The sequence below is a fragment of the Flavobacterium sp. CHNK8 genome, from assembly GCF_019774515.1.
Lineage (GTDB): Bacteria > Bacteroidota > Bacteroidia > Flavobacteriales > Flavobacteriaceae > Flavobacterium > Flavobacterium tiangeerense.
Genome location: NZ_CP081492.1, coordinates 161,167 through 180,378 on the forward strand (window position 1 = coordinate 161,167; position 19,212 = coordinate 180,378).

The 19,212-nt window shown below is 35.2% G+C and carries 19 protein-coding genes; 9 read left to right on the plus strand and 10 right to left on the minus strand.

What is annotated here, in order from left to right:
• The first annotated feature begins 80 nt into the window (after positions 1 to 80).
• Genes K5V07_RS00630 through K5V07_RS00640 form a run of 3 tightly spaced genes read left to right on the plus strand, consistent with a single transcriptional unit; the run spans position 81 to position 3,600 of the window.
• Positions 81 to 2,093 (plus strand): LysM peptidoglycan-binding domain-containing protein, encoded by a 2,013-nt coding sequence (locus tag K5V07_RS00630; RefSeq protein ID WP_221915954.1) that lies wholly within the window; start codon positions 81 to 83, stop codon positions 2,091 to 2,093.
• 47 nt (positions 2,094 to 2,140) lie between these two features.
• Entirely contained in the window at positions 2,141 to 3,124 is a 984-nt protein-coding gene (locus K5V07_RS00635) for a DUF4837 family protein (RefSeq protein ID WP_221915955.1), read from the plus strand.
• A 29-nt stretch (positions 3,125 to 3,153) separates the two neighbouring features.
• On the plus strand, positions 3,154 to 3,600 hold the full coding sequence (locus K5V07_RS00640) for a GNAT family N-acetyltransferase (RefSeq protein ID WP_221915956.1): 447 nt from the start codon (positions 3,154 to 3,156) through the stop codon (positions 3,598 to 3,600).
• Between the two features lies 1 nt (position 3,601).
• Here K5V07_RS00640 and K5V07_RS00645 read toward each other — a convergent pair whose 3' ends face one another.
• From K5V07_RS00645 to rnpA, 3 genes are read right to left on the minus strand one after another with little or no spacing between them, the layout of a single operon-like run.
• Complete coding sequence (locus tag K5V07_RS00645; protein WP_221915957.1) at positions 3,602 to 5,239, minus strand: S41 family peptidase; 1,638 nt, start codon at positions 5,237 to 5,239, stop codon at positions 3,602 to 3,604.
• A 5-nt stretch (positions 5,240 to 5,244) separates the two neighbouring features.
• The gene (locus K5V07_RS00650; protein ID WP_221915958.1) at positions 5,245 to 6,072 is read right to left on the minus strand and encodes a DUF4349 domain-containing protein; all 828 of its coding nucleotides are present in this window, start codon (positions 6,070 to 6,072) and stop codon (positions 5,245 to 5,247) included.
• A 42-nt stretch (positions 6,073 to 6,114) separates the two neighbouring features.
• Positions 6,115 to 6,495 carry a ribonuclease P protein component gene (gene rnpA, locus K5V07_RS00655; RefSeq protein WP_158728162.1) on the minus strand — a complete coding sequence of 127 codons (381 nt, stop codon included), beginning with the start codon at positions 6,493 to 6,495 and terminating at the stop codon, positions 6,115 to 6,117.
• A gap of 115 nt (positions 6,496 to 6,610) precedes the next feature.
• Between rnpA and K5V07_RS00660 the strand changes: the two genes are divergently transcribed.
• From K5V07_RS00660 to K5V07_RS00670, 3 genes are all read left to right on the plus strand, one after another.
• Positions 6,611 to 7,345 (plus strand): 1-acyl-sn-glycerol-3-phosphate acyltransferase, encoded by a 735-nt coding sequence (locus K5V07_RS00660; protein WP_221915959.1) that lies wholly within the window; start codon positions 6,611 to 6,613, stop codon positions 7,343 to 7,345.
• A gap of 10 nt (positions 7,346 to 7,355) precedes the next feature.
• The gene (locus K5V07_RS00665; RefSeq protein ID WP_158730154.1) at positions 7,356 to 8,345 is read left to right on the plus strand and encodes an acyl-ACP desaturase; all 990 of its coding nucleotides are present in this window, start codon (positions 7,356 to 7,358) and stop codon (positions 8,343 to 8,345) included.
• Positions 8,346 to 8,434: 89 nt separating this feature from the next.
• Positions 8,435 to 9,088, plus strand: a complete 654-nt coding sequence (locus K5V07_RS00670) for an HD domain-containing protein (protein ID WP_221915960.1) — start codon at positions 8,435 to 8,437, stop codon at positions 9,086 to 9,088.
• A gap of 159 nt (positions 9,089 to 9,247) precedes the next feature.
• On the opposite strand, the gene K5V07_RS00675 is transcribed toward K5V07_RS00670, so the two are convergent.
• From K5V07_RS00675 to K5V07_RS00705, 7 genes are all read right to left on the minus strand, one after another.
• Entirely contained in the window at positions 9,248 to 9,652 is a 405-nt protein-coding gene (locus tag K5V07_RS00675; protein ID WP_221915961.1) for a hypothetical protein, read from the minus strand.
• Between the two features lie 144 nt (positions 9,653 to 9,796).
• Entirely contained in the window at positions 9,797 to 10,579 is a 783-nt protein-coding gene (locus K5V07_RS00680; protein ID WP_221915962.1) for an enoyl-CoA hydratase/isomerase family protein, read from the minus strand.
• A 9-nt stretch (positions 10,580 to 10,588) separates the two neighbouring features.
• Positions 10,589 to 12,061 carry a PAS domain-containing sensor histidine kinase gene (locus tag K5V07_RS00685; protein ID WP_370632439.1) on the minus strand — a complete coding sequence of 491 codons (1,473 nt, stop codon included), beginning with the start codon at positions 12,059 to 12,061 and terminating at the stop codon, positions 10,589 to 10,591.
• A 53-nt stretch (positions 12,062 to 12,114) separates the two neighbouring features.
• Complete coding sequence (locus K5V07_RS00690) at positions 12,115 to 12,663, minus strand: CopD family protein (RefSeq protein ID WP_221915963.1); 549 nt, start codon at positions 12,661 to 12,663, stop codon at positions 12,115 to 12,117.
• A 7-nt stretch (positions 12,664 to 12,670) separates the two neighbouring features.
• Positions 12,671 to 14,005, minus strand: coding sequence for an MATE family efflux transporter (locus tag K5V07_RS00695; protein ID WP_221915964.1), 1,335 nt, complete (start codon positions 14,003 to 14,005; stop codon positions 12,671 to 12,673).
• Positions 14,006 to 15,055, minus strand: a complete 1,050-nt coding sequence (gene hemH / locus K5V07_RS00700; RefSeq protein WP_221915965.1) for a ferrochelatase — start codon at positions 15,053 to 15,055, stop codon at positions 14,006 to 14,008.
• A gap of 99 nt (positions 15,056 to 15,154) precedes the next feature.
• Positions 15,155 to 16,030, minus strand: coding sequence for a helix-turn-helix transcriptional regulator (locus tag K5V07_RS00705; protein ID WP_158981019.1), 876 nt, complete (start codon positions 16,028 to 16,030; stop codon positions 15,155 to 15,157).
• A 227-nt stretch (positions 16,031 to 16,257) separates the two neighbouring features.
• Between K5V07_RS00705 and hemA the strand changes: the two genes are divergently transcribed.
• From hemA to K5V07_RS00720, 3 genes are all read left to right on the plus strand, one after another.
• Positions 16,258 to 17,514, plus strand: coding sequence for a glutamyl-tRNA reductase (gene hemA, locus K5V07_RS00710; RefSeq protein WP_221915966.1), 1,257 nt, complete (start codon positions 16,258 to 16,260; stop codon positions 17,512 to 17,514).
• A 64-nt stretch (positions 17,515 to 17,578) separates the two neighbouring features.
• Positions 17,579 to 18,499, plus strand: a complete 921-nt coding sequence (gene hemC, locus K5V07_RS00715; protein ID WP_221918113.1) for a hydroxymethylbilane synthase — start codon at positions 17,579 to 17,581, stop codon at positions 18,497 to 18,499.
• Entirely contained in the window at positions 18,499 to 19,176 is a 678-nt protein-coding gene (locus K5V07_RS00720; RefSeq protein WP_144893537.1) for a uroporphyrinogen-III synthase, read from the plus strand. Before hemC ends, K5V07_RS00720 begins: the two co-directional genes overlap by 1 nt.
• The last annotated feature ends 36 nt before the right edge of the window (positions 19,177 to 19,212 follow it).

Genomic DNA, 19,212 nt, shown 5'->3' on the forward strand with positions numbered 1-19,212 from the left:
ACGTTTTTTAGAAAAAACCCGTTAAGTTTGTAAATCAAGCTTTGTAATCATTTGAAATATAGGTCTTTGATCGTAAAAATATGAATATAAAAAATACCACTGTTGCACTATTACTTTTGTTTTCGGCTAATTTGTTTGCACAAGATGCAAATGACACCCAATCCATTTTAAAAATAGTACCTAAAATTTCGTACCTCGATTCTATCAAGAAAACCTTTGTAAACGACAAAGTTGCCGCACGCGTTGACAGTTTGTGGATGAAAGAACTCAACGATCTTGATTTATTTACTTCATTCTCTGAAGAAATAAAAAATACCAATCTTGATCTTGCCATAGATTTTGAATTGCCTACAGATTTACTTAAACAAAGATTGGCAGCCATGGATGCCAAGTCACCTTTTAACATAGAGTACAATCCGGGATTAGAAAACTTAATTAAATCCTTTTTGAAAAACAGAAAAAAATCTTTTGAACGCCTTATGGCAGTTTCTGAATATTATTTTCCGTTAATGGAGGAAGCGTTAGCAAAGCAAAATGTTCCACTCGAAATTAAATATCTAGCAGTGGTTGAGTCGGCATTAAATCCTAAAGCAGTTTCCCGAATGGGCGCTACTGGATTGTGGCAGTTCATGTATCAAACCGGAAAACAATACGGTCTTAAAATAGATTCTTATGTAGATGAAAGAAGTGATCCACTGAAATCTAGCGAAGCTGCAACGCAATATATGACCAACATGTACAAGATATTTGGAGATTGGGATTTGGTTTTAGCAGCCTACAACTCTGGACCTGGTAACGTTGCAAAAGCCATCAGACGTTCTGGAGGACAACAAAATTATTGGAATATTCGAAAAAATTTACCCCGTGAAACACAAGGTTATGTACCTGCTTTTTTAGCAACCATGTATATTTATGAATACCACAAAGAACATGGTATTGTTCCTAATAGAGCCAAAGTAAAACACTTTGCTACAGATACGGTGATGATCAAGCGTCAAATGACTTTCAGACAAATATCGGACTTACTTGATGTGCCGGTAGCACAATTACAGCTTTTAAATCCCTCTTACAAACTAAACGTGGTGCCTTTTTATCACGATCAAACACATTTTTTAAGATTACCACAAGAAAAAGTTGCCGTTTTTGCCTCAAACGAAGACAAAATATATGCCTACGCACAATACGAAAAAGACAAAAGTGAAAAACCTTTTATGTTAGTAAAAACAACTGTTGTTAAAGACAGTCTTAGAACTAACACTGAAAGTCTGGCCGCAACCAAAAGTGTTTACTACAAAGTTAGAAAAGGTGATAATATTGCTAGTGTAGCTCTAAAATATGGGGTAACTATTGCCGAAATAAAAAAATGGAATCACATCAAGGGCAACAATATTGCATACGGACGAAGTTTGAAAATCAATACTGATCCTTCTACAGTAAAGGAATTAAAGTCTGAACCTAAAAATACAGTTTATAAAAACACAGCGCTGGCAGATGCTAAAGTAAATAAAGAGGAAAAGGCTGTTGATGCGTCAAACACCGCTTCAAGTTATGTAGTACAAAAAGGAGATAACTTGGGAAGTATTGCAAAGAAACACAATTTGACAGTTACTGAGATTCAAAAGTTAAATGGCTTAACTACGGCTTCTGTACAAGCGGGATTGGTTTTGCAATTAAGTCCAAAAGAAACTGATGCTAAACCAGATGCAGCAACAAGTCCGTTGCGCAAAGATGTTGAATATGTAGTTCTTAAAGGAGATAATTTAGGAATTATTGCTACTAAATTTGGTGCTACCATTCCTGAATTAAAATCGTGGAATAATCTATCTGATAATACGATTACTATAGGAAAATCTCTTATTGTTGCTAAGGATGAAATAGCAATCAATACTGATAAAGCTACTGTAGATACTTTTAAAACAAAGAAAAATACATCTGCTGCGAAAACTGCTTCAGAATATTTTGTAAAAAAAGGAGATTCCTTATTTAGTATTTCTAAAAAATATCCGGGTGTAACCATCAATGATTTAAAAAAGTGGAACGGTATTAGTGGTGAAGATATCAAACCAGGTATGAAGTTAAAAATAAACGGATAATACGGCTTTGTTCTTTATATTTGGGTTTTACTAAACAACACCCAGCAATGCATCGATTTTATTGTTTATTCATTTTTGTGACACTTTCTTTGTTTTCTTGTCAAAAGGATAACAGCTCGTTGCCGCGTATTACTACAGGTAAAATCAACACCATATCGATTATTATTGAAGATCAGTTGTGGAATGGTGAGATAGGAGATAGCATCAGGAATAAATTTGCTGCGCCAGTAATAGGCTTGCCTCAGGAAGAACCTCTTTTTAACATCAATCAATATCCTGTGAAACTTTTAGAGGGTTTCATGACCGATACGCGAGCGATAATTGTGGTAAAAAAAACCGAAGTCAATAAATTTGAAATCAAGAAAAATCAATATGCTAGTCCGCAAAATGTTTTTCATATTTCAGGAAGAACAGTTAGTGATATTGTGACAATCATGGAGCAAAACGCACCCCAAATGATCAGCATGATTAAAAATGCTGAAATTGCGGCTAGCCAAAAAATAAACAAACAATCTTTACTGGATCCTAAAATTATTGAGAACAAGTTTCATACGGCTATCCAAGTGCCTACGGGTTATGTGTATGTCTTGCAAAAAAGAAATTTCTTGTGGCTCAAAAAAGAATTTATTGGCGGAAACACTAGTCTCTTGCTCTACCAAGTTCCTCTAGATAAATATAGAACCGATAAAAACTGGAGTGCAAAGGTTATTCAATTGCGCGATTCTATAGGCAATTTGTACATCAGAGGTAAAGAACCGCATACCAACATGATTACAGAGGAAGCGTATTCTCCTTATTTTTCTAAGACAAAACTCAACAAATACACTGCTTATGAAACTAAGGGAACTTGGCAATTGAATAATGATTTCATGTCGGGTCCTTTTATCAATTATGCAATAGTAGATACCAAATACAACCGACTGCTAATTCTTGAAGGTTTTTGTTATGCGCCTTCTAAAGATAAAAGGGATTTAATGCACGAATTAGAATCCATTATAAAATCGGCGCGGATTATTAAAAAAGAGCCTTAAATTGCTTTAATTTGTATAAAAAACAGCACATGACACTACAGTGGGAAATAAAAGCATTTGAAGCACTTACAGTTTTTGAGTTATATGATATTTTAAAGTTACGAAGCGAGATCTTTGTAGTTGAGCAAAACTGTGTGTACCTTGACTTAGATGATAAAGATAAAGTAGCCTTACACCTTATGGGCGTTTATGACGGTAAAATAGTGGCTCATTCTAGATTGTTTCAACCCGGAATAAGTTTTGATTTTGCCTCAATAGGTAGAGTTACTGTTGATGCTAATTACCGTGATCGCAAATGGGGTCATGATCTAATGCGCGAGTCTATTGCGGGCATAGCGAAACATTTTGGCGGAAGCCAAATCACAATAGGAGCCCAGTTGTACCTAAAAAAGTTTTACGAAAGCCACGGTTTTGTACAAACCAGTGAGATGTATCTGGAAGATGATATCCCACACATAGAAATGCAAAAACAGTAAGTTACATTTTTAAGATAGCTTTGTAGGCAGCGGCATCGTTTAAGAGTGTCGTTGCTTTCTTGATTTCTATGTTGTTTTTGGTGTAATATTGATACAAACCTTCTTGGTATTGAAAACGTTTGATAATTTCATCAACCATTAAGCCCTTGATTTCTTTTTGATGTTTGTCTAGCAATGCATTTTCAGATTTTTGCAAGGCGGTCAATAATTGCTGGTACTCTACTTGAATGGATTCGTCTAGCTTTTCTTTTTTGGCTACAGCCAAAGTATTTTTCAAAGCCAGTTCAGTTTCTGTGTCAAAGGAGAATTTTTGAGCTTTTAAATAGTTTTTAAAGTCGGCATAATCAGCATCACTGATCACTGGAATTTGATTTCCAAGTGTTGGGTTTTTGTAACAGTAACTGGTTACGTAGTTAAAGATTCCGTCGTTGCGAAGCAAGGCGTTTGTGATAGGACTAGATTTGGTTTCTTCTAAAACTACATCAGGTTGAATACCTCCGCCGTCATACACAGTTCTACCTTTTCGGGTTTTAAAAGCGTTAAAGTTCTTCTCTTCGGTTTTCAAAGCCATTCCGTTTTTATCCTTTTTAGAATAATCCAATGCCTGAATGCATCGTCCCGAAGGAGTATAGTAGCGCGAAATGGTCACTTTGAGTTGGGTACCATAAGTTAAATCAACAGGACGCTGTACTAGTCCTTTTCCAAAACTACGACTTCCTACCACTACCGCACGATCTAAATCCTGCAACGCACCTGCAACAATTTCTGAAGCGGATGCACTACGACCGTTTACCAAAACAATCAAAGGAATGTCCAAATCCACCGGCTCTCTGGTAGTTTTATAGGTAGTATTGTGTTTGTCAATTTTAGACTTTGTGGTGACAATAGTTTCGTTTTTGGCTACAAATAAATTGCAAATATTTACAGCTTCATTCAGTAACCCGCCGGGATTGTCTCTTACATCTAGAATGATGCGTTCTGCTCCTTCTTTTTTGAGTTGTTCTAATGCTTCTTTGGTTTCAAAAGAGGCTTTTTTGTTAAAATGAGACAAGACAATGTAACCCGTTTTATCATCTATTTTTGCAAAAAACGGTACCGATTTAATTTCTACTTCATCCAATATAATTTGTGTGGTATTTGGCTTGCCTTGTCGGATGTATTTTACTGTAATTTTGGTATTTTTAGAACCCTTGAGTAATTGCGAGGCATCATCCTTGAAATCTGATAAAAGCACATCGCCTATTTGAATGATCTCATCACCTGCTTTTAAACCGGCTTTGTCAGCAGGAAAATTTTTATACGGTTCTTTGATAATCAGTTTATCTTCTTTGCGGGTCAGTATAGCGCCTATGCCGGTATATTCACCTGTATTGTTGATTTTAAACTTCACAACATCTTGCTCGTTAAAATAGACCGTGTACGGATCTAAATTAGCCAACATGGCCTTAATGGCTTTGTCCATTAACTCTCCTGGATTAGTTTCATCTACATAATTGCGGTTCAATTCTTTGAAAAGCGTGGTGAAGATTTCGATTTGTTTGGCAATTTCGAAGAAATCATCTTTGAAACTGCTTCCAATGAATAAAAATGCCGAAGCAACAACAGGTAATATGAATTTTTTTTTGAGGAAAGAATACATGTTTTTTATATTTTTTTTGACTTAAATCGTTTTCTAATAAAGTAACCTAAAGCAATCATAATGAGGATAAATGGCCAAATGCTGAGTAAATTGATAAACAAACTCGAAAGACTATTGAACCCTGATTTGATGGCGGTCCAAATTTTTGTTCCATATGATTCGGTAGCGCCACTAGCTTCTGCAACAGATTTATAAAATTCTATGGTTATGGTGCTATAAGAAACTTGGTTTTGCATGTAGTTCAATTGCCCTTCTTTGGCTTCAATTTCTTCGCGAATAGCCGAAAGTTGTTTTTCGATTTCTAGCATTTCGGTAACCTTGTTTGCTTTTTTCAAAAGTTCTAGATATCGGTTTTCCAATACTTTCTTTGCTTTTAAGCGGGCATCAAGATCTATAAATTCTGCAGTGACATCCTGTGAAGAAATTTCTTTAGTGTCAAAATACGCAACTCCTTTTGAAATCGAAGCTATAAAAACATCAAAGTTTTGGCTTGGTACACGAACGGTTAGATTTCTAAAAACCGACTCGTAATCTTTACCTTCGCTATCGTTTTGAATTGTTGCTTTACTATTTTTTACTGCATTTTGTATTTGGGTATATGTAGCTTCTAAATCATTGGTTTCAAAACGAAGGTTACCTGTTTTGATGATTTTTTGTTCTGTTTTTTCTTTTTCAGGCGAGTCCATTTTATCAGCACTGTAGTTGCCATTTTGTCCAGATTCTCTTTTTGCAGGAAGTTTAATAGCTGTGATTTTCATATCTAATTCAGCTTCTTCTTTTTTACAACTCCCCAAACACAAGAGTACAAGAATAAATAAGAGTATTGACTTCATAAATAGGTTGTTTTAATGCTAAAAATACAAAAAATAGAATTGCTACTCTTCTTTTTTTATTTGCAGCAAAAACTTTTCAAACAATTGAACGGTTTTAGTATTGATTTCTTGGTAAGTCAAGCGATCCTTGGTTTGATAAAAAAACATGAAAGAGTACGGTTGGTCAAGATTGTCAAGCAACAAATGTTTATTTAGGCGATAGGTTTCGCGAAGTACGCGTTTGAAATAATTGCGGTCTACTGCTTTTTTAAAATTCTTTTTGGATACGGAAACGCCTATTTTTATTTTTTCACTTTCGCCAAAAGTACCTGCTTTGTATACCAATCGCAACGGATATTTGGATACGGATTTACCCTCAGTAAATAATAAACCAATGGTTATTTTGCTTTTTAGTTTCTCGGTTTTAGGGTATTTGAAATTCATATATAGGGAACGTATTTTGGATAGCAAAGGTACAATTAAAGCTGTTTTTTGCGACTTTTTCTAGATGAAATAACGCTAAAAATATATTTATTACTTTTGCAGAAATTTTTGAAGCATGCAAAAAATAATTTCGTACCCTATATCTGTTGTTTATTATTTCTGTTTTAGTCTGACATTGCTTGTTTTTCATCCTATTCAATGGGTTTGTTTCAACGTGTTTGGCTACCAAGCACATAAAAAAAGTGTGGATTATTTGAATTTTTTCTTGGTAAAATGCACTAATTTGCTTGGAACTACGTATACTTTTACAAATAGAGATATCATCCCAAAGGATGTACCCTTGATTTTTGTGTGCAACCATCAAAGTATGTACGATATTATTGCAATGATTTGGTATTTTAGACGTTTTCATTGTAAATTTGTGAGTAAGAAAGAATTAGGTAAAGGAATACCAAGTGTGTCCTATAATTTACGCCATGGAGGTTCTGTACTTATAGATAGAAAAGATCCCAAACAAGCCATTCCTGCTATAAGAAGTTTGTCAGAGTATATAGAAAAGCACAAGCGTTCTGCCGTTATTTTTCCAGAAGGTACCCGAAGTAAAACAGGAAAACCAAAAGAGTTTTCACAAACAGGATTAAAAATGTTGTGCAAGAATGCCCCATCGGCCTATGTAGTTCCGGTAAGTATTAACAACTCTTGGAAAATGGTTAAATTTGGTTTTTTCCCCGTAGGTTTAGGAAATCATCTTACCTTTGTAGTGCACGAACCGCTTGCTGTGAGCGAATATGATTTTGCTGATTTGATGGTGAAAACCGAAGCAGCCGTAGTGAATGGAATAAAAATTTAATATATATAAAATGTCAATAAAAAACATTCGATTAGAAGTAATGCAGTTTTTAGAGAAAAACGTAGATAGCTTTGTCGATCAGTATCTTATTCCTGTTGAAAAGATATGGCAACCTACAGATTTTTTGCCAGATTCCCAGAGTGATACTTTTTTTGATGAAGTAAAAGAACTACGTGAAATTGCTAAAGATTTGCCTTATGATTTCTGGGTAACACTAGTAGGTGATACCATTACAGAGGAAGCGTTGCCTACCTATGAGTCTTGGCTTATGGATGTAGAAGGAATAGATAATGTGGAGCGCAACGGATGGTCTAAATGGATCAGACAATGGACAGGTGAGGAAAATCGCCATGGTGATTTATTAAACAAATACTTGTACTTATCCGGTAGAGTGAACATGCGCGAAGTAGAAATGACGACACAGCACTTGATTAATGATGGTTTTGATATTGGTACTGGTAGAGATCCTTATAAGAACTTTATCTATACTAGTTTTCAAGAACTAGCTACCTATGTATCTCATAACAGAGTAGCTCAAATTGCTAAAAAATACGGAGATAACAAACTGTCTAAAATGTGCAAAATGATTGCAGGCGATGAAATGCGCCACCATCATGCATATAGTGAGTTTGTAAACCGAATTTTCCAAATTGACCCAAGCGAAATGATGCTTGCTTTCCAATACATGATGAAAGCAAAAATTGTGATGCCGGCTCATTTCTTGAGAGAATCTGGTGAAAAAATAAGTACAGCTTTTGAACAGTTTTCTGATTCAGCACAGCGTATTGGGGTGTATACCGCAGTAGACTATGTTGAAATTATGCAAAAATTAATTGACAAATGGGAAATTGATAAAATAGGTGGTTTAACAGATGAAGCTGAAAAAGCCCGTGACTATTTGATGAAATTACCTGGTAGAATGGCCAAAATCTCTGAGCGTTTGGTAATTCCTCAAGAATCTCACATTTTCAAATGGGTTGAGCCTGCTTTAATTCGCTAATTCATTCCTATGAATACTCAATATAAATGTTGGATTTTAAAGTTTCAAAACTTTAAAGTTCAACATTTTTTTTAAAAACAAAAGATACAATGACAAATCCTGATTTGATAAACAAGACAATTCTTTTTGTAAAAGAAGAATTAAAAAATGCCGAGGGCGGACACGATTGGTTTCATATCGAAAGAGTGTTTAAGAATACGGTGTTAATTGCTAGCACGGAAACTTGTGATAGTACTGTTGCCCAGCTTGGTGCGTTGCTGCATGATATTGCCGATAGTAAATTTCACGATGGGGATGAAACGGTAGGGCCTAGAGTTGCTCGAAAATTTTTAGAATCGGAACATGTTGACGAGGAAATTATTATGCATGTGGTTCAAATCATTGAAAACATCTCCTATAAAGGTGGAAATGTAGAACGAAAATTTTCCTCCATTGAACTAGATGTAGTTCAGGACGCGGATCGTTTAGACGCCATAGGAGCCATAGGAATTGCTAGAGCATTCAATTATGGAGGTTTTAAAAATAGAGCGCTGTATGACCCTGAAATTTCTCCAAACACCAGCATGACCAAGGATGAATACAAAAAGAATGATGCTCCAACAATAAATCATTTCTACGAAAAGCTTTTGCTGTTAAAAGATAAAATGAATACCGAAACTGGGAAGAAGATAGCGCAAGAAAGACACCAGTACATGGAAGGTTTTCTAGCTCAGTTTTATGCAGAATGGGAAGGGGAGAAGTAAGTTAGCAGTGTACAGTTTACAGTTTGCAGTTTTTGAGATTGTTATCGTTCAAAAAAAATGGAATTAGGACTTGCAATAGATGCATCCTACCAATTCATCCAGCTGTGTTTTGACAAATGCTGGTTTTCAAGTCGAAAACCAGCATTTGTTTCAATAATTTTAGGTTGAAATTCCTTTTTCTTTCATTTCTAGAATCACATCCGATGCGTTTTTAAAGGTAGGTGCTTGCTCAATGATAGTTCCGACTCTTTTTTTATTGAGTTTAAACGTAATGTCGTTTTCTGTGGTGAAGAGTAAAGCCGTTAAAAAAGGGTTATTCATATACGGAGCCAATACAATATACGCCTCATCAAGGGTATGGAAACTTTCTATTTCTTCGGTTTTGTAACGCGCCGTTATGGACATACAAAACACATCGTTTTCTTGTAAAACAGGACGCACATAAATATTTTTCAATTCTGTATCACCAATGGTTTTGGCTAGGGTTAACTTTGCATAACTATAGTTATCGATACTTTCTTTTACTTTTTCCCAGAACAGATCAAATACAGGTTGGAAGGACATAATTAGAATTTAAAGAGTGAGATAATCACATATGAAATGCAAAATTAAGCCTTGTGCGGCAAACAAATCCTTTTTGTGAAAAAAATTATTTAAAACTATGTGTGTTTAAACTAAAAAGAGAACCAATCTGGTTCTCTCTTATTTTTATTTTCCAGTAAAAACTGCTTTTCTTTTCTCTAGGAAAGCCGTTGTTCCTTCTTTAAAATCTTCGGTTCCAAAACATTTTCCAAAAGATTTAATCTCTGTTTCAAATCCGTTTTTCCCTTCTTTGAAATTAGCATTAACTGCTTTTATTGCTTTGCCAATAGCGTATGGAGAGTTCTTAATTATCTTATTGGCTATATTGGTACAAAATTCTATTAGTTCGTCTTCTGAAACCACGTGGTTTACTAATCCTATTCTGTAAGCTTCATCTGCAGTAACCATTCCAGCAGTCATAATCATTTCCATAGCGCGGCCTTTTCCTACTAGTTGAGGCAATCTTTGCGTTCCACCATAACCTGGAATTACACCCAATGAAACTTCTGGTAATCCCATCTTGGCATTTGCAGAGGCAACTCTAAAATGACACGACATAGCCAATTCAAGTCCGCCTCCTAGTGCAAAACCATTAACTGCGGCAATAACAGGTGTTTTTAAATTTTCGATAAAATCAAATAATTTTTCTTGACCTTCTGCTGCAAGTTGGGATCCTTGTTCAATGGAGAAATTTGCAAATTCTGAAATATCTGCTCCTGCTACAAAAGCTTTTTCGCCACTTCCTGTTAAAATAATAGCACGAATATCAGTGTTTTTTGATAATAATTTAAAGGCTTTGTTTAAATCAGAAATGGTTGCCACATTCAATGCGTTCAACTTTGTAGGTCTATTGATAGTTACAGTAGCAATGTTTTCTTGGGTAGTAACCAAAATATTTTCGTAGTTCATAAGTATTTTTTAAGAGTTGATGATGGGGAGCGACACAATGAATGTGGTTCCTTTACCAAATTCAGATTCAAAGATAATCGTTCCTTTGTAATTTTCGATAATGTTTTTTATAATTCCAAGACCAAGACCCATACCGCTACTTTTGGTAGTAAATTTAGGTTCAAAAATCCTATGCGCATCGCTAGCTTGTATTCCTATTCCGTTATCTGATACGGTTATAAGTACGTTATTGTCTTCTTTTTTTATTTTTACAAGTACTTTTTTAAGTTCTTGTTGCTCCGGTATTGATTGAATAGCGTTTTTGGCAAGATTGGTAATAACTCGAATCAATTGTGTACGGTCAATTTTTGAAATAATCTCTGGAGATTCACTTTGAAATTCAACATAATCTTCATTAAAAATATCCATGGTAAGCTCTACAACTTCAACTACGTTCAGGGTTTCATTTTGTTGGGCAGGCATGGAGGCAAAGTTAGAAAAAGCCGAAGCTACTGCACTCATGGTGTCAATTTGCTGAATGAGCGTTTCAGAGTAGTCGTTCATTTTCTGTTTTACATTGGTATCCAATGGGTCAAACTTGCGTTGAAAGCTTTGAACCGTTAGTCTCATTGGCGTAAGCGGATTTTTAATTTCATGGGCCACTTGTTTTGCCATTTCTCTCCAGGCTTCTTCGCGCTCACTTTGTGCTAGTTTGATGGCGCTTTTCTCCAGTTCATCTACCATGGCATTATACGCCTTGATGAGTAAATTAATTTCTTTGCTATTGGCCTCTAAAACAATTTTTTCGTTTTTTTGGTTTAAACTGGTTTCACTTAATTTATCCGAAATGGTTTTCAAAGATTTTGTAATATAGGACGATAAAAAGTACGCTAGCGCAAAGGCCATGAGCAACATAAAAGTATACACTTGACCAAGTCTTACCAAGAAATTTTTAAGCTCATTTTCATAATATCCATCGTCCTCTACATAAGGCAAGTTTAAAATTCCGAGTGGCTTGAATTTATCATCTTTGATTTGGCTAAAAGCCGAACGATTTTTTTTGCCGTCAATGGTTTTAATGTCTACATACCTTTTTTCAATGGAGGAACGTACCAGTTTCAAAATGTATTTGGGTACTGGTGGCGCTACTTTATCAACTGAGAATGATTCTTTGGAAGATTTTAATAACTGACCGTTAAGGCTGTAAATATTAATTTCGACATTATGAATGTGTGCCAATTCATGGATTTTATCCTTAAAGATGAGGTCTAGGTTTGCTGCCGTTAAAGGATAAGTAGTGGTTGAAAGAATAAAATTGATGTGCTGTTTAACCGCATTTTCGTTACGTTCCAGTCGTTCTTGATGGTATTCTTTGGCTTCGTTTTTAAATTGAATGATCGAAATCGAAGCTAATATAACGGAGGCCATTAATATCAATACAATCATGGACAGGAAAATCCTAATCCGCAAGGAAAGCATTGCTATTTTGAAGCTTTTGAACATGTTTTTTAGTTTACAGTCTCAGTCTCAGTACCGGTTGGGAACTAAAAATTCAACTATTTTCTTTCTCTAATTTTTTTGTAGAATTGGAAACCCAGCATTAAAATGACAGAGAACAAAATGATCCCAATTACTCCGTAAATCCAATTGAAAGCATTTTTTAAAATCACTAAAAATACTACGGCAAAAAGTATAATTGTGGCGCCTTCGTTCCATAATCGCATAAAATTAGAGGTGTATCTAACTTCGTTTCTTTGCAATTGATTAAAGATTTGGTGGCATTTAGCATGGTACAAATACAATAAAAACACAAATCCTAGTTTGACATGCATCCAAGGCATTTGAAGCCACGCCCGACCTAAATCCGTGAAAAACAACATCCAAAATGCAAATATACTGGCTAATATTGCCGATGGCCAAGTAATAATGTACCACATGCGATACGTCATTATTTTGTATTGGTTTTGTAAAATCTCTTTTTCGGGTGAAGGCTTATCTGCAGCTTCAATTTGGTAAACAAAAAGGCGAACAATATTGAAAAGCCCCACAAACCAAGTGATTACAAAGATGAGGTGTAATGATTTTATGTAATTGTAGTATTCCATAGTACCGTTATAGTAGTTTAGTATGTATTTCTTTTTTTAATAAATAGCCAGTCAATGCTGTTGATAAAACATCGGCAATAGGAAAAGCAATCCATACGCCAAAAATACCTAAAAAATTTGGTAGAATGAGCACTAGCGGGATGAGGAAAAATCCTTGTTTGCTTAACGTTAAAAGTAAAGCTTTTTTGGCATTGCCAATCGCTTGAAAATAAGCTGCACCAATCAGCTGAATAGCAATAATAGGTGAAGCAGCAAAAACCCAGCGCAAGGCATTGGGCGTTTGGGCTATAACCTCGGGATCAGTGGTAAAAACTGATACAATTGGTTTCGCAAAGACCAAGATGACCACAAATATTATAGAAGCCAAAACCGCCGCATATAATATAGATAACTGAACACTCTCCTTAACACGAGCAAAATTAGAAGCTCCATAATTGTAACCTGCAATAGGCAAAAATCCTTGTGTGATTCCAAGTATAGGAAACAAAGCAAACATTAACATTCTGCTGATAATCCCATAAATGGCAACAGAGTGTTCACCGCCATAGGTATACAATGTGTGGTTTAACAAAATTGATAAAAGACTAACGACACCTTGTCTGGAAAACGTAACAATGCTAAGGGAAGTTATTTGCTTGACAATGGATGCGTTGAATAAAAAATGTTTGAGTTGCAATCGCAATTCACTCTTGAAAACAAAGTACCACACTACAAATAAAAAACAAGTAGTATAGGATATGGCTGTGGCCAATGCTGCTCCAAAAATACCCATGTCCAAGTATTTTATAAAAAGAATATCCAGAGCAATGTTTACAAATGCGGGAATGATCATGGCTACCATGGCAAATTTTGCCTTTCCTTCAGCCCGAATGACATTATTGCCCATCATGCACAATGCTAGAAAGGGAACGCTTATGATAATAGGAAAATAAAACTCTTGCGCGGGTTTAAAAATGGCTCCTTTTGCCCCAAAAAGCAAAAGCATTTCATCACTAAATACCAAACCGAATACCACAAACACCGAGGCTAGGATGAAAGTCATCGTTATTTGGTTCCCAAAAGTTTGCAATGCTTTTTCTTTGTTGTTTGCACCCAAAGCACGTGACAAAACTGATCCGCCTCCTACGCCAATAGCCATGCCTAATGACGAAATTAAAAAAGTGATGGGCAATACAACGGTTACTGCAGCTATTGCAAGTGAACCGATCCATTGCCCAACAAATATGGTGTCTATCAAAATATTAACAGACATAAAGAGAATCCCAATAGAGGAAGGAACCGCTTGTTTAATCAAGAGTGTTTTGATTGGTTGCGTTCCCAACTCATCGGTTCTGGTATTCATTTATGCAGTAGTTTTTTCTAGCGTTGCTGTTGTAGATACGCCTGTCCAGCTAGTAATCCAGTTTCCTACTGTTTTACACCAATCTTCATCGTCATTTAAACAAGGAATGGCCATGAATTTTTCGCCACCGTGGTGTAAAAATTCTTCATTGGCTTCCATAGCAATTTCCTCTAAAGTCTCTAAACAGTCTGATACAAATGCAGGTGTCACTACGGCTAGATTTTTAATGCCGTTTTTTGGCATTTTGTTAACTTCGACGTCTGTGTAGGGAGTCAACCATTTGTCACCCGCTAAACGCGATTGAAACGTCTGGCTGTATTTTCCTTCTGGGATTCCTAACAACTTAACCACTTGTTTTGTAGTTTCGTAACATTGGTGACGGTAACAAAATTCGTGTGCCGGTGATGGTGAATTACAGCAAGAGCCATCTATTTTACAATGTGATTTGGTGATGTCTGTTTTGCGAATGTGGCGTTCTGGAATTCCGTGGTATGAAAACAACAAATGATCGTAATCAAAACCTTCTAAATGCCCTTTTATAGAATCAGCTAGATTTTTCAAATAATCAGGTTTATTGTAAAAAGCTGGAACAATTGTGAATTTCATTTCAGGGAAATACTTTTTGCGGTGTTCCTCTGCTAGTTCTAGAATAGTCGTAGTTGAAGCCATTGCGTGTTGCGGATACAATGGAAAAAGCAATACTTCGGTCACCCCTTTATCGTGTAATTCTTGTAATCCAGATAAAAGCGATGGATTGCCGTAACGCATAGCCAGAGCAACAGGAACATCTACCAGTTTTTGTACTTTTTCGTGCATTCTTCTTGATATTACTACAAGTGGAGAACCTTCGTCCCACCAAATTCTAGCATACGCCGCCGCTGATTTTTTAGGTCTTGTTTGTAAAATGATTCCGCGTACTAGTAATGCACGTAATAAAAACGGAACGTCAATTACATATTTGTCCATTAAAAACTCATCTAAATAAGGTTTTACATCTTTTGGAGTTGGACTTTCGGGAGAACCTAAATTTACTAATAATACACCTTTCATCTTGTCTTTTTTTTATGAAGCAAAAGTAACTAAACCTGCTTTTTTATACTTTGCGATTAACTATTTTTTATTTATTGTTTAATATACGAAAACAATCGTTTACTGCATATTAGGGTTTATGGACATCAAATATTTTTTGGGAGTGGTAGCAAATTTCTTTTTGAATGCTGTAATAAAATGGCTTCCGGTGCTGTACCCTATTTTCAACCCCACTTCGTTTACGTTATAGGAGCCACTATCTAGTAGTTTTCGAGCAAAATCCATTTTATAGTCAAATAAAAATCCGTACACGGTATCACCATAAATTTGTTTGAAACCCATTTTGAGTTTTTTTAAATTCAAACCTATTTCATCTGCTAGTTCTTGTAAACCTGGCGGTTCAGCCATGTTAGCAATAATGATTTCTTTTGCTTTTTTTATTTTGATCACATTGTCTTCATCTATTAAAAAAGGACATTGCTCTGCATTTGGATCTTCTGTTCTATTAAAGTAAAGGCTCAATAACTCGTACCCTTTGCCTTTGTAATACAAGTTTTTTATGGATGGATGCAAGCTGTAATGAAACAACTGTGATAGCACAATTGCCATTGATGGGCTAATGTTTCCTTCGTTATAATATTTTTTATCTTTATTATCAGCGCTCAAAAAAGTAATATAATCTGCCTCGGTAGAGAATAGCGCATGGAATTTTTTGATAGAAATAATGACAGATATCACCCAAGAATTTGGAGCTAGTTCTAAGTTAAGAGGTAATTCTTTTTGTGGATTATAAAGTAATAATGATTTTTCCTCTTTGAGTTCTAGCGCATAGTTTCCTTGATTAAAAATAAATTTAGCACTTCCTTTTAGTCCAAAATGAAACTGAATCAATCCGCTGCTCACCTCGCGTTGTGCATGGAAAGGGTTTATACCATCATTTTGAAACCGAATTAGCGTAAAATCGTCTTCAATTTTTATAATTTCTTGAGAACTCATAGCGGTATTTTTTTAATATAAAAATCATATTCAGGAAACGTATTTATTTAGAACAACTCTAAATAAAGAGATTCAAAGCACTTGATTTCATTACAAAAATAAGTTTTTTTGGTTAATAAATACAATTAGAATCAAAAAATCATTAAGCGATACAAAAAGAACTTCTAGCGTTATTTTTATAACTACTGTAGTGCTAATTTTGTTTCACTTTTTGGAAAAGTGCAAATATGGAAAACAATAACACATCAAAGCATCAGTATTTTTACGCGGTTGGGTTAAGCTACAAGAAAGCCGATGCAGAGATCAGAGGGAAGTTTAGTTTAGATGGTGTTGCAAAAACACGTTTGTTAGAGCAAGCTAAGAATGAAGGAATAGAAAGTTTAATAGTTACTTCAACCTGCAACCGTACTGAAATTTATGGTTTTGCAGAACATCCATTTCAATTGATCAAATTGATTTGTGAGAACAGTCAAGGTTCTGTTGAATCCTTTCAAAAGGTAGGATTTGTTTATAAAAATCAAGAAGCCATTAGTCATTTATTTCGAGTGGGAACAGGTCTTGATAGTCAGATTCTGGGAGATTTTGAAATTATTGCCCAAATTAAATCTAGTTTTTCACAGTCAAAAGGATTGGGCTTAGCGCATGCTTTTATGGAAAGATTGGTCAATTCTGTTATCCAAGCTAGTAAAAAAATAAAAACGGATACCGAGATAAGTTCCGGAGCTACATCTGTTTCTTTTGCGGCAGTGCAATACATTATCAAAAATGTTGAAGACATTGGTAATAAAAACATATTACTTTTTGGTACGGGAAAAATTGGTCGAAATACCTGTGAAAATTTAGTAAAACATACTAAAAACGAACACATAACCTTGATCAATAGAACTAAAGAAAAGGCAGAAAAACTGGCTGGGAAATTAAATCTTATTGTTAAGGATTACTCAGAATTGCATCTTGAATTACAAAAAGCTGATGTTGTTGTGGTTGCCACCGGCGCACAAAATCCAACAATTGATAAAGCGATTTTGAATTTGAAAAAACCACTGTTGATTTTAGATTTGTCAATTCCAAAAAATGCACATGAAAACGTGGAAGAACTGGATGGAGTAACTTTAATTCACATGGATTATTTGTCACAGTTGACAGATGAAACCTTGGAAAATAGAAAAAAACACATTCCCGCTGCCGAAGCGATTATCGAAGAAATTAAGGAAGAGTTCATCACTTGGACCAAAGGTAGAAAGTTTGCGCCAACAATTAATGCTTTGAAAGCAAAATTGAATGCGATAAAAGCATCTGAACTTGATTTTCAAAGCAAGAAAATATCTAACTTCAATGAAGAACAAGCGGAAATAATCAGCAACCGCATTATCCAAAAAATTACAACCCATTTTGCCAATCATTTAAAAGATGATAACACTATGGTGGATGAAAGTATTGAATGGATTGAGAAAGTTTTTAAAATAGGAGCAACGGCTAAATAAAGTTGGCGCCATTAAAATCAAATCAGGAGATAACTTCATTTCTCATGGGTTTGAAAAAAATAAAATAGTGAACAAAACGATACGCATAGGAACCCGTGATAGTGAACTCGCACTCTGGCAAGCCCACACTGTTCAAAATAAGTTAAACGATTTAGGATACAAAACCGAAATTGTAGCCGTAAAATCTCAAGGTGATATTATTCTTGATAAGCCTCTTTATGAATTAGGAATCACCGGAATTTTTACCAAAACACTGGATGTTGCTATGATTAATGGCGATGTTGATATTGCGGTACATTCTATGAAAGATGTTCCTACTGCTTTGCCACAAGGAATTGTTCAAGCTGCAGTTCTTGAAAGAGCCAATACACTCGATATTTTAGTTCACAAAGGAAATCTAGATTTTTTAAATCAAACAGGAATAATCGCTACGGGTAGTTTACGCCGTCAAGCACAATGGCTTAATAAATACCCCAATCATACTGTAGTTGATTTGCGTGGAAATGTAAATTCACGCATGAAAAAACTACAAGAAAGCGACTGGAGTGGAGCCGTATTTGCAGCAGCAGGGCTAGAAAGAATCAATCTTAAACCAAGAGATTATATTGATCTAGACTGGATGATTCCAGCACCAGCGCAAGGAGCTATGCTTGTTGTAGCAATGGCAAATGATGAGTATTCTCGACAGGCATTACACGAACTGAATGATATTGACACTGAAATATGTACCCACATTGAAAGACAATTTCTTAAAACTTTAGAAGGTGGTTGTACGGCACCTATTGGTGCTTTAGCCGTTTTTGTAGAGGATGATATTGTTTTTAAAGGTGTTTTGTTTTCTATTGACGGAAAAGAAAAAATCGAAGTAGAAAAAACCGTTCCGATGCAAGAATGGAAAAAGTTGGGGTACTTTTGCGCACAAGAAATTCTTGAAAATGGTGGTGTAGCGTTGATGAAATCTATAAAAGAGAAATTAAAAAAATAATGAGTCAAAAAAGTATTTTATCGACCAGAACACTAACAGATGCTCAAAGAAAAGTTTTTATTGATGCTGATTTTGATCTTTTAGAAGAAGATTTTATCGAAATAAAAAACAATTTGTTTGACTTGAAAAGTATCAATGCGAATTTGATTTTCAGCAGTCAAAATGCAGTTTTGAGTTTAATAGAACAAAATGGTTGGGAGGTTTTAAAAACTAAACCTGTGTTTTGTGTAGGCATAAAAACCAAAGAATTGCTAGAGCAACATGGCTTTACGGTAGATGTGTATATGGATTACGCTTCTGAACTTGCAGAGATAATTACGCTGATTTATAATAAAGAGCATTTTACTTTTTTGAGTGGGAACCTGCGTAAGGAAACACTACCTGCTGCGTTAAAAGATGCTGGAATCATTTTTAATGAGATTGAGGTGTATCAAACCACACTTACTCCTTTTAAGATTTCAAGTCAGGAAAAATTTGATGGTATTCTTTTCTTTAGTCCATCGGCTGTAGAAAGTTATTTCACTAATAATACAATTCAAGACGAAGTTTGTTTTTGTATTGGCACCACAACAGCATCGTCATTAGAATCAAAGAAAATTAAGAACATTGTCATACCTGAATTTCCTATTATCGAAGAAGTAATTGAGGAAGTGATTGCATATTATAAAGAATCGTAATTCCCACTGCGGAATGTTTACGTAAAGATCATAAAT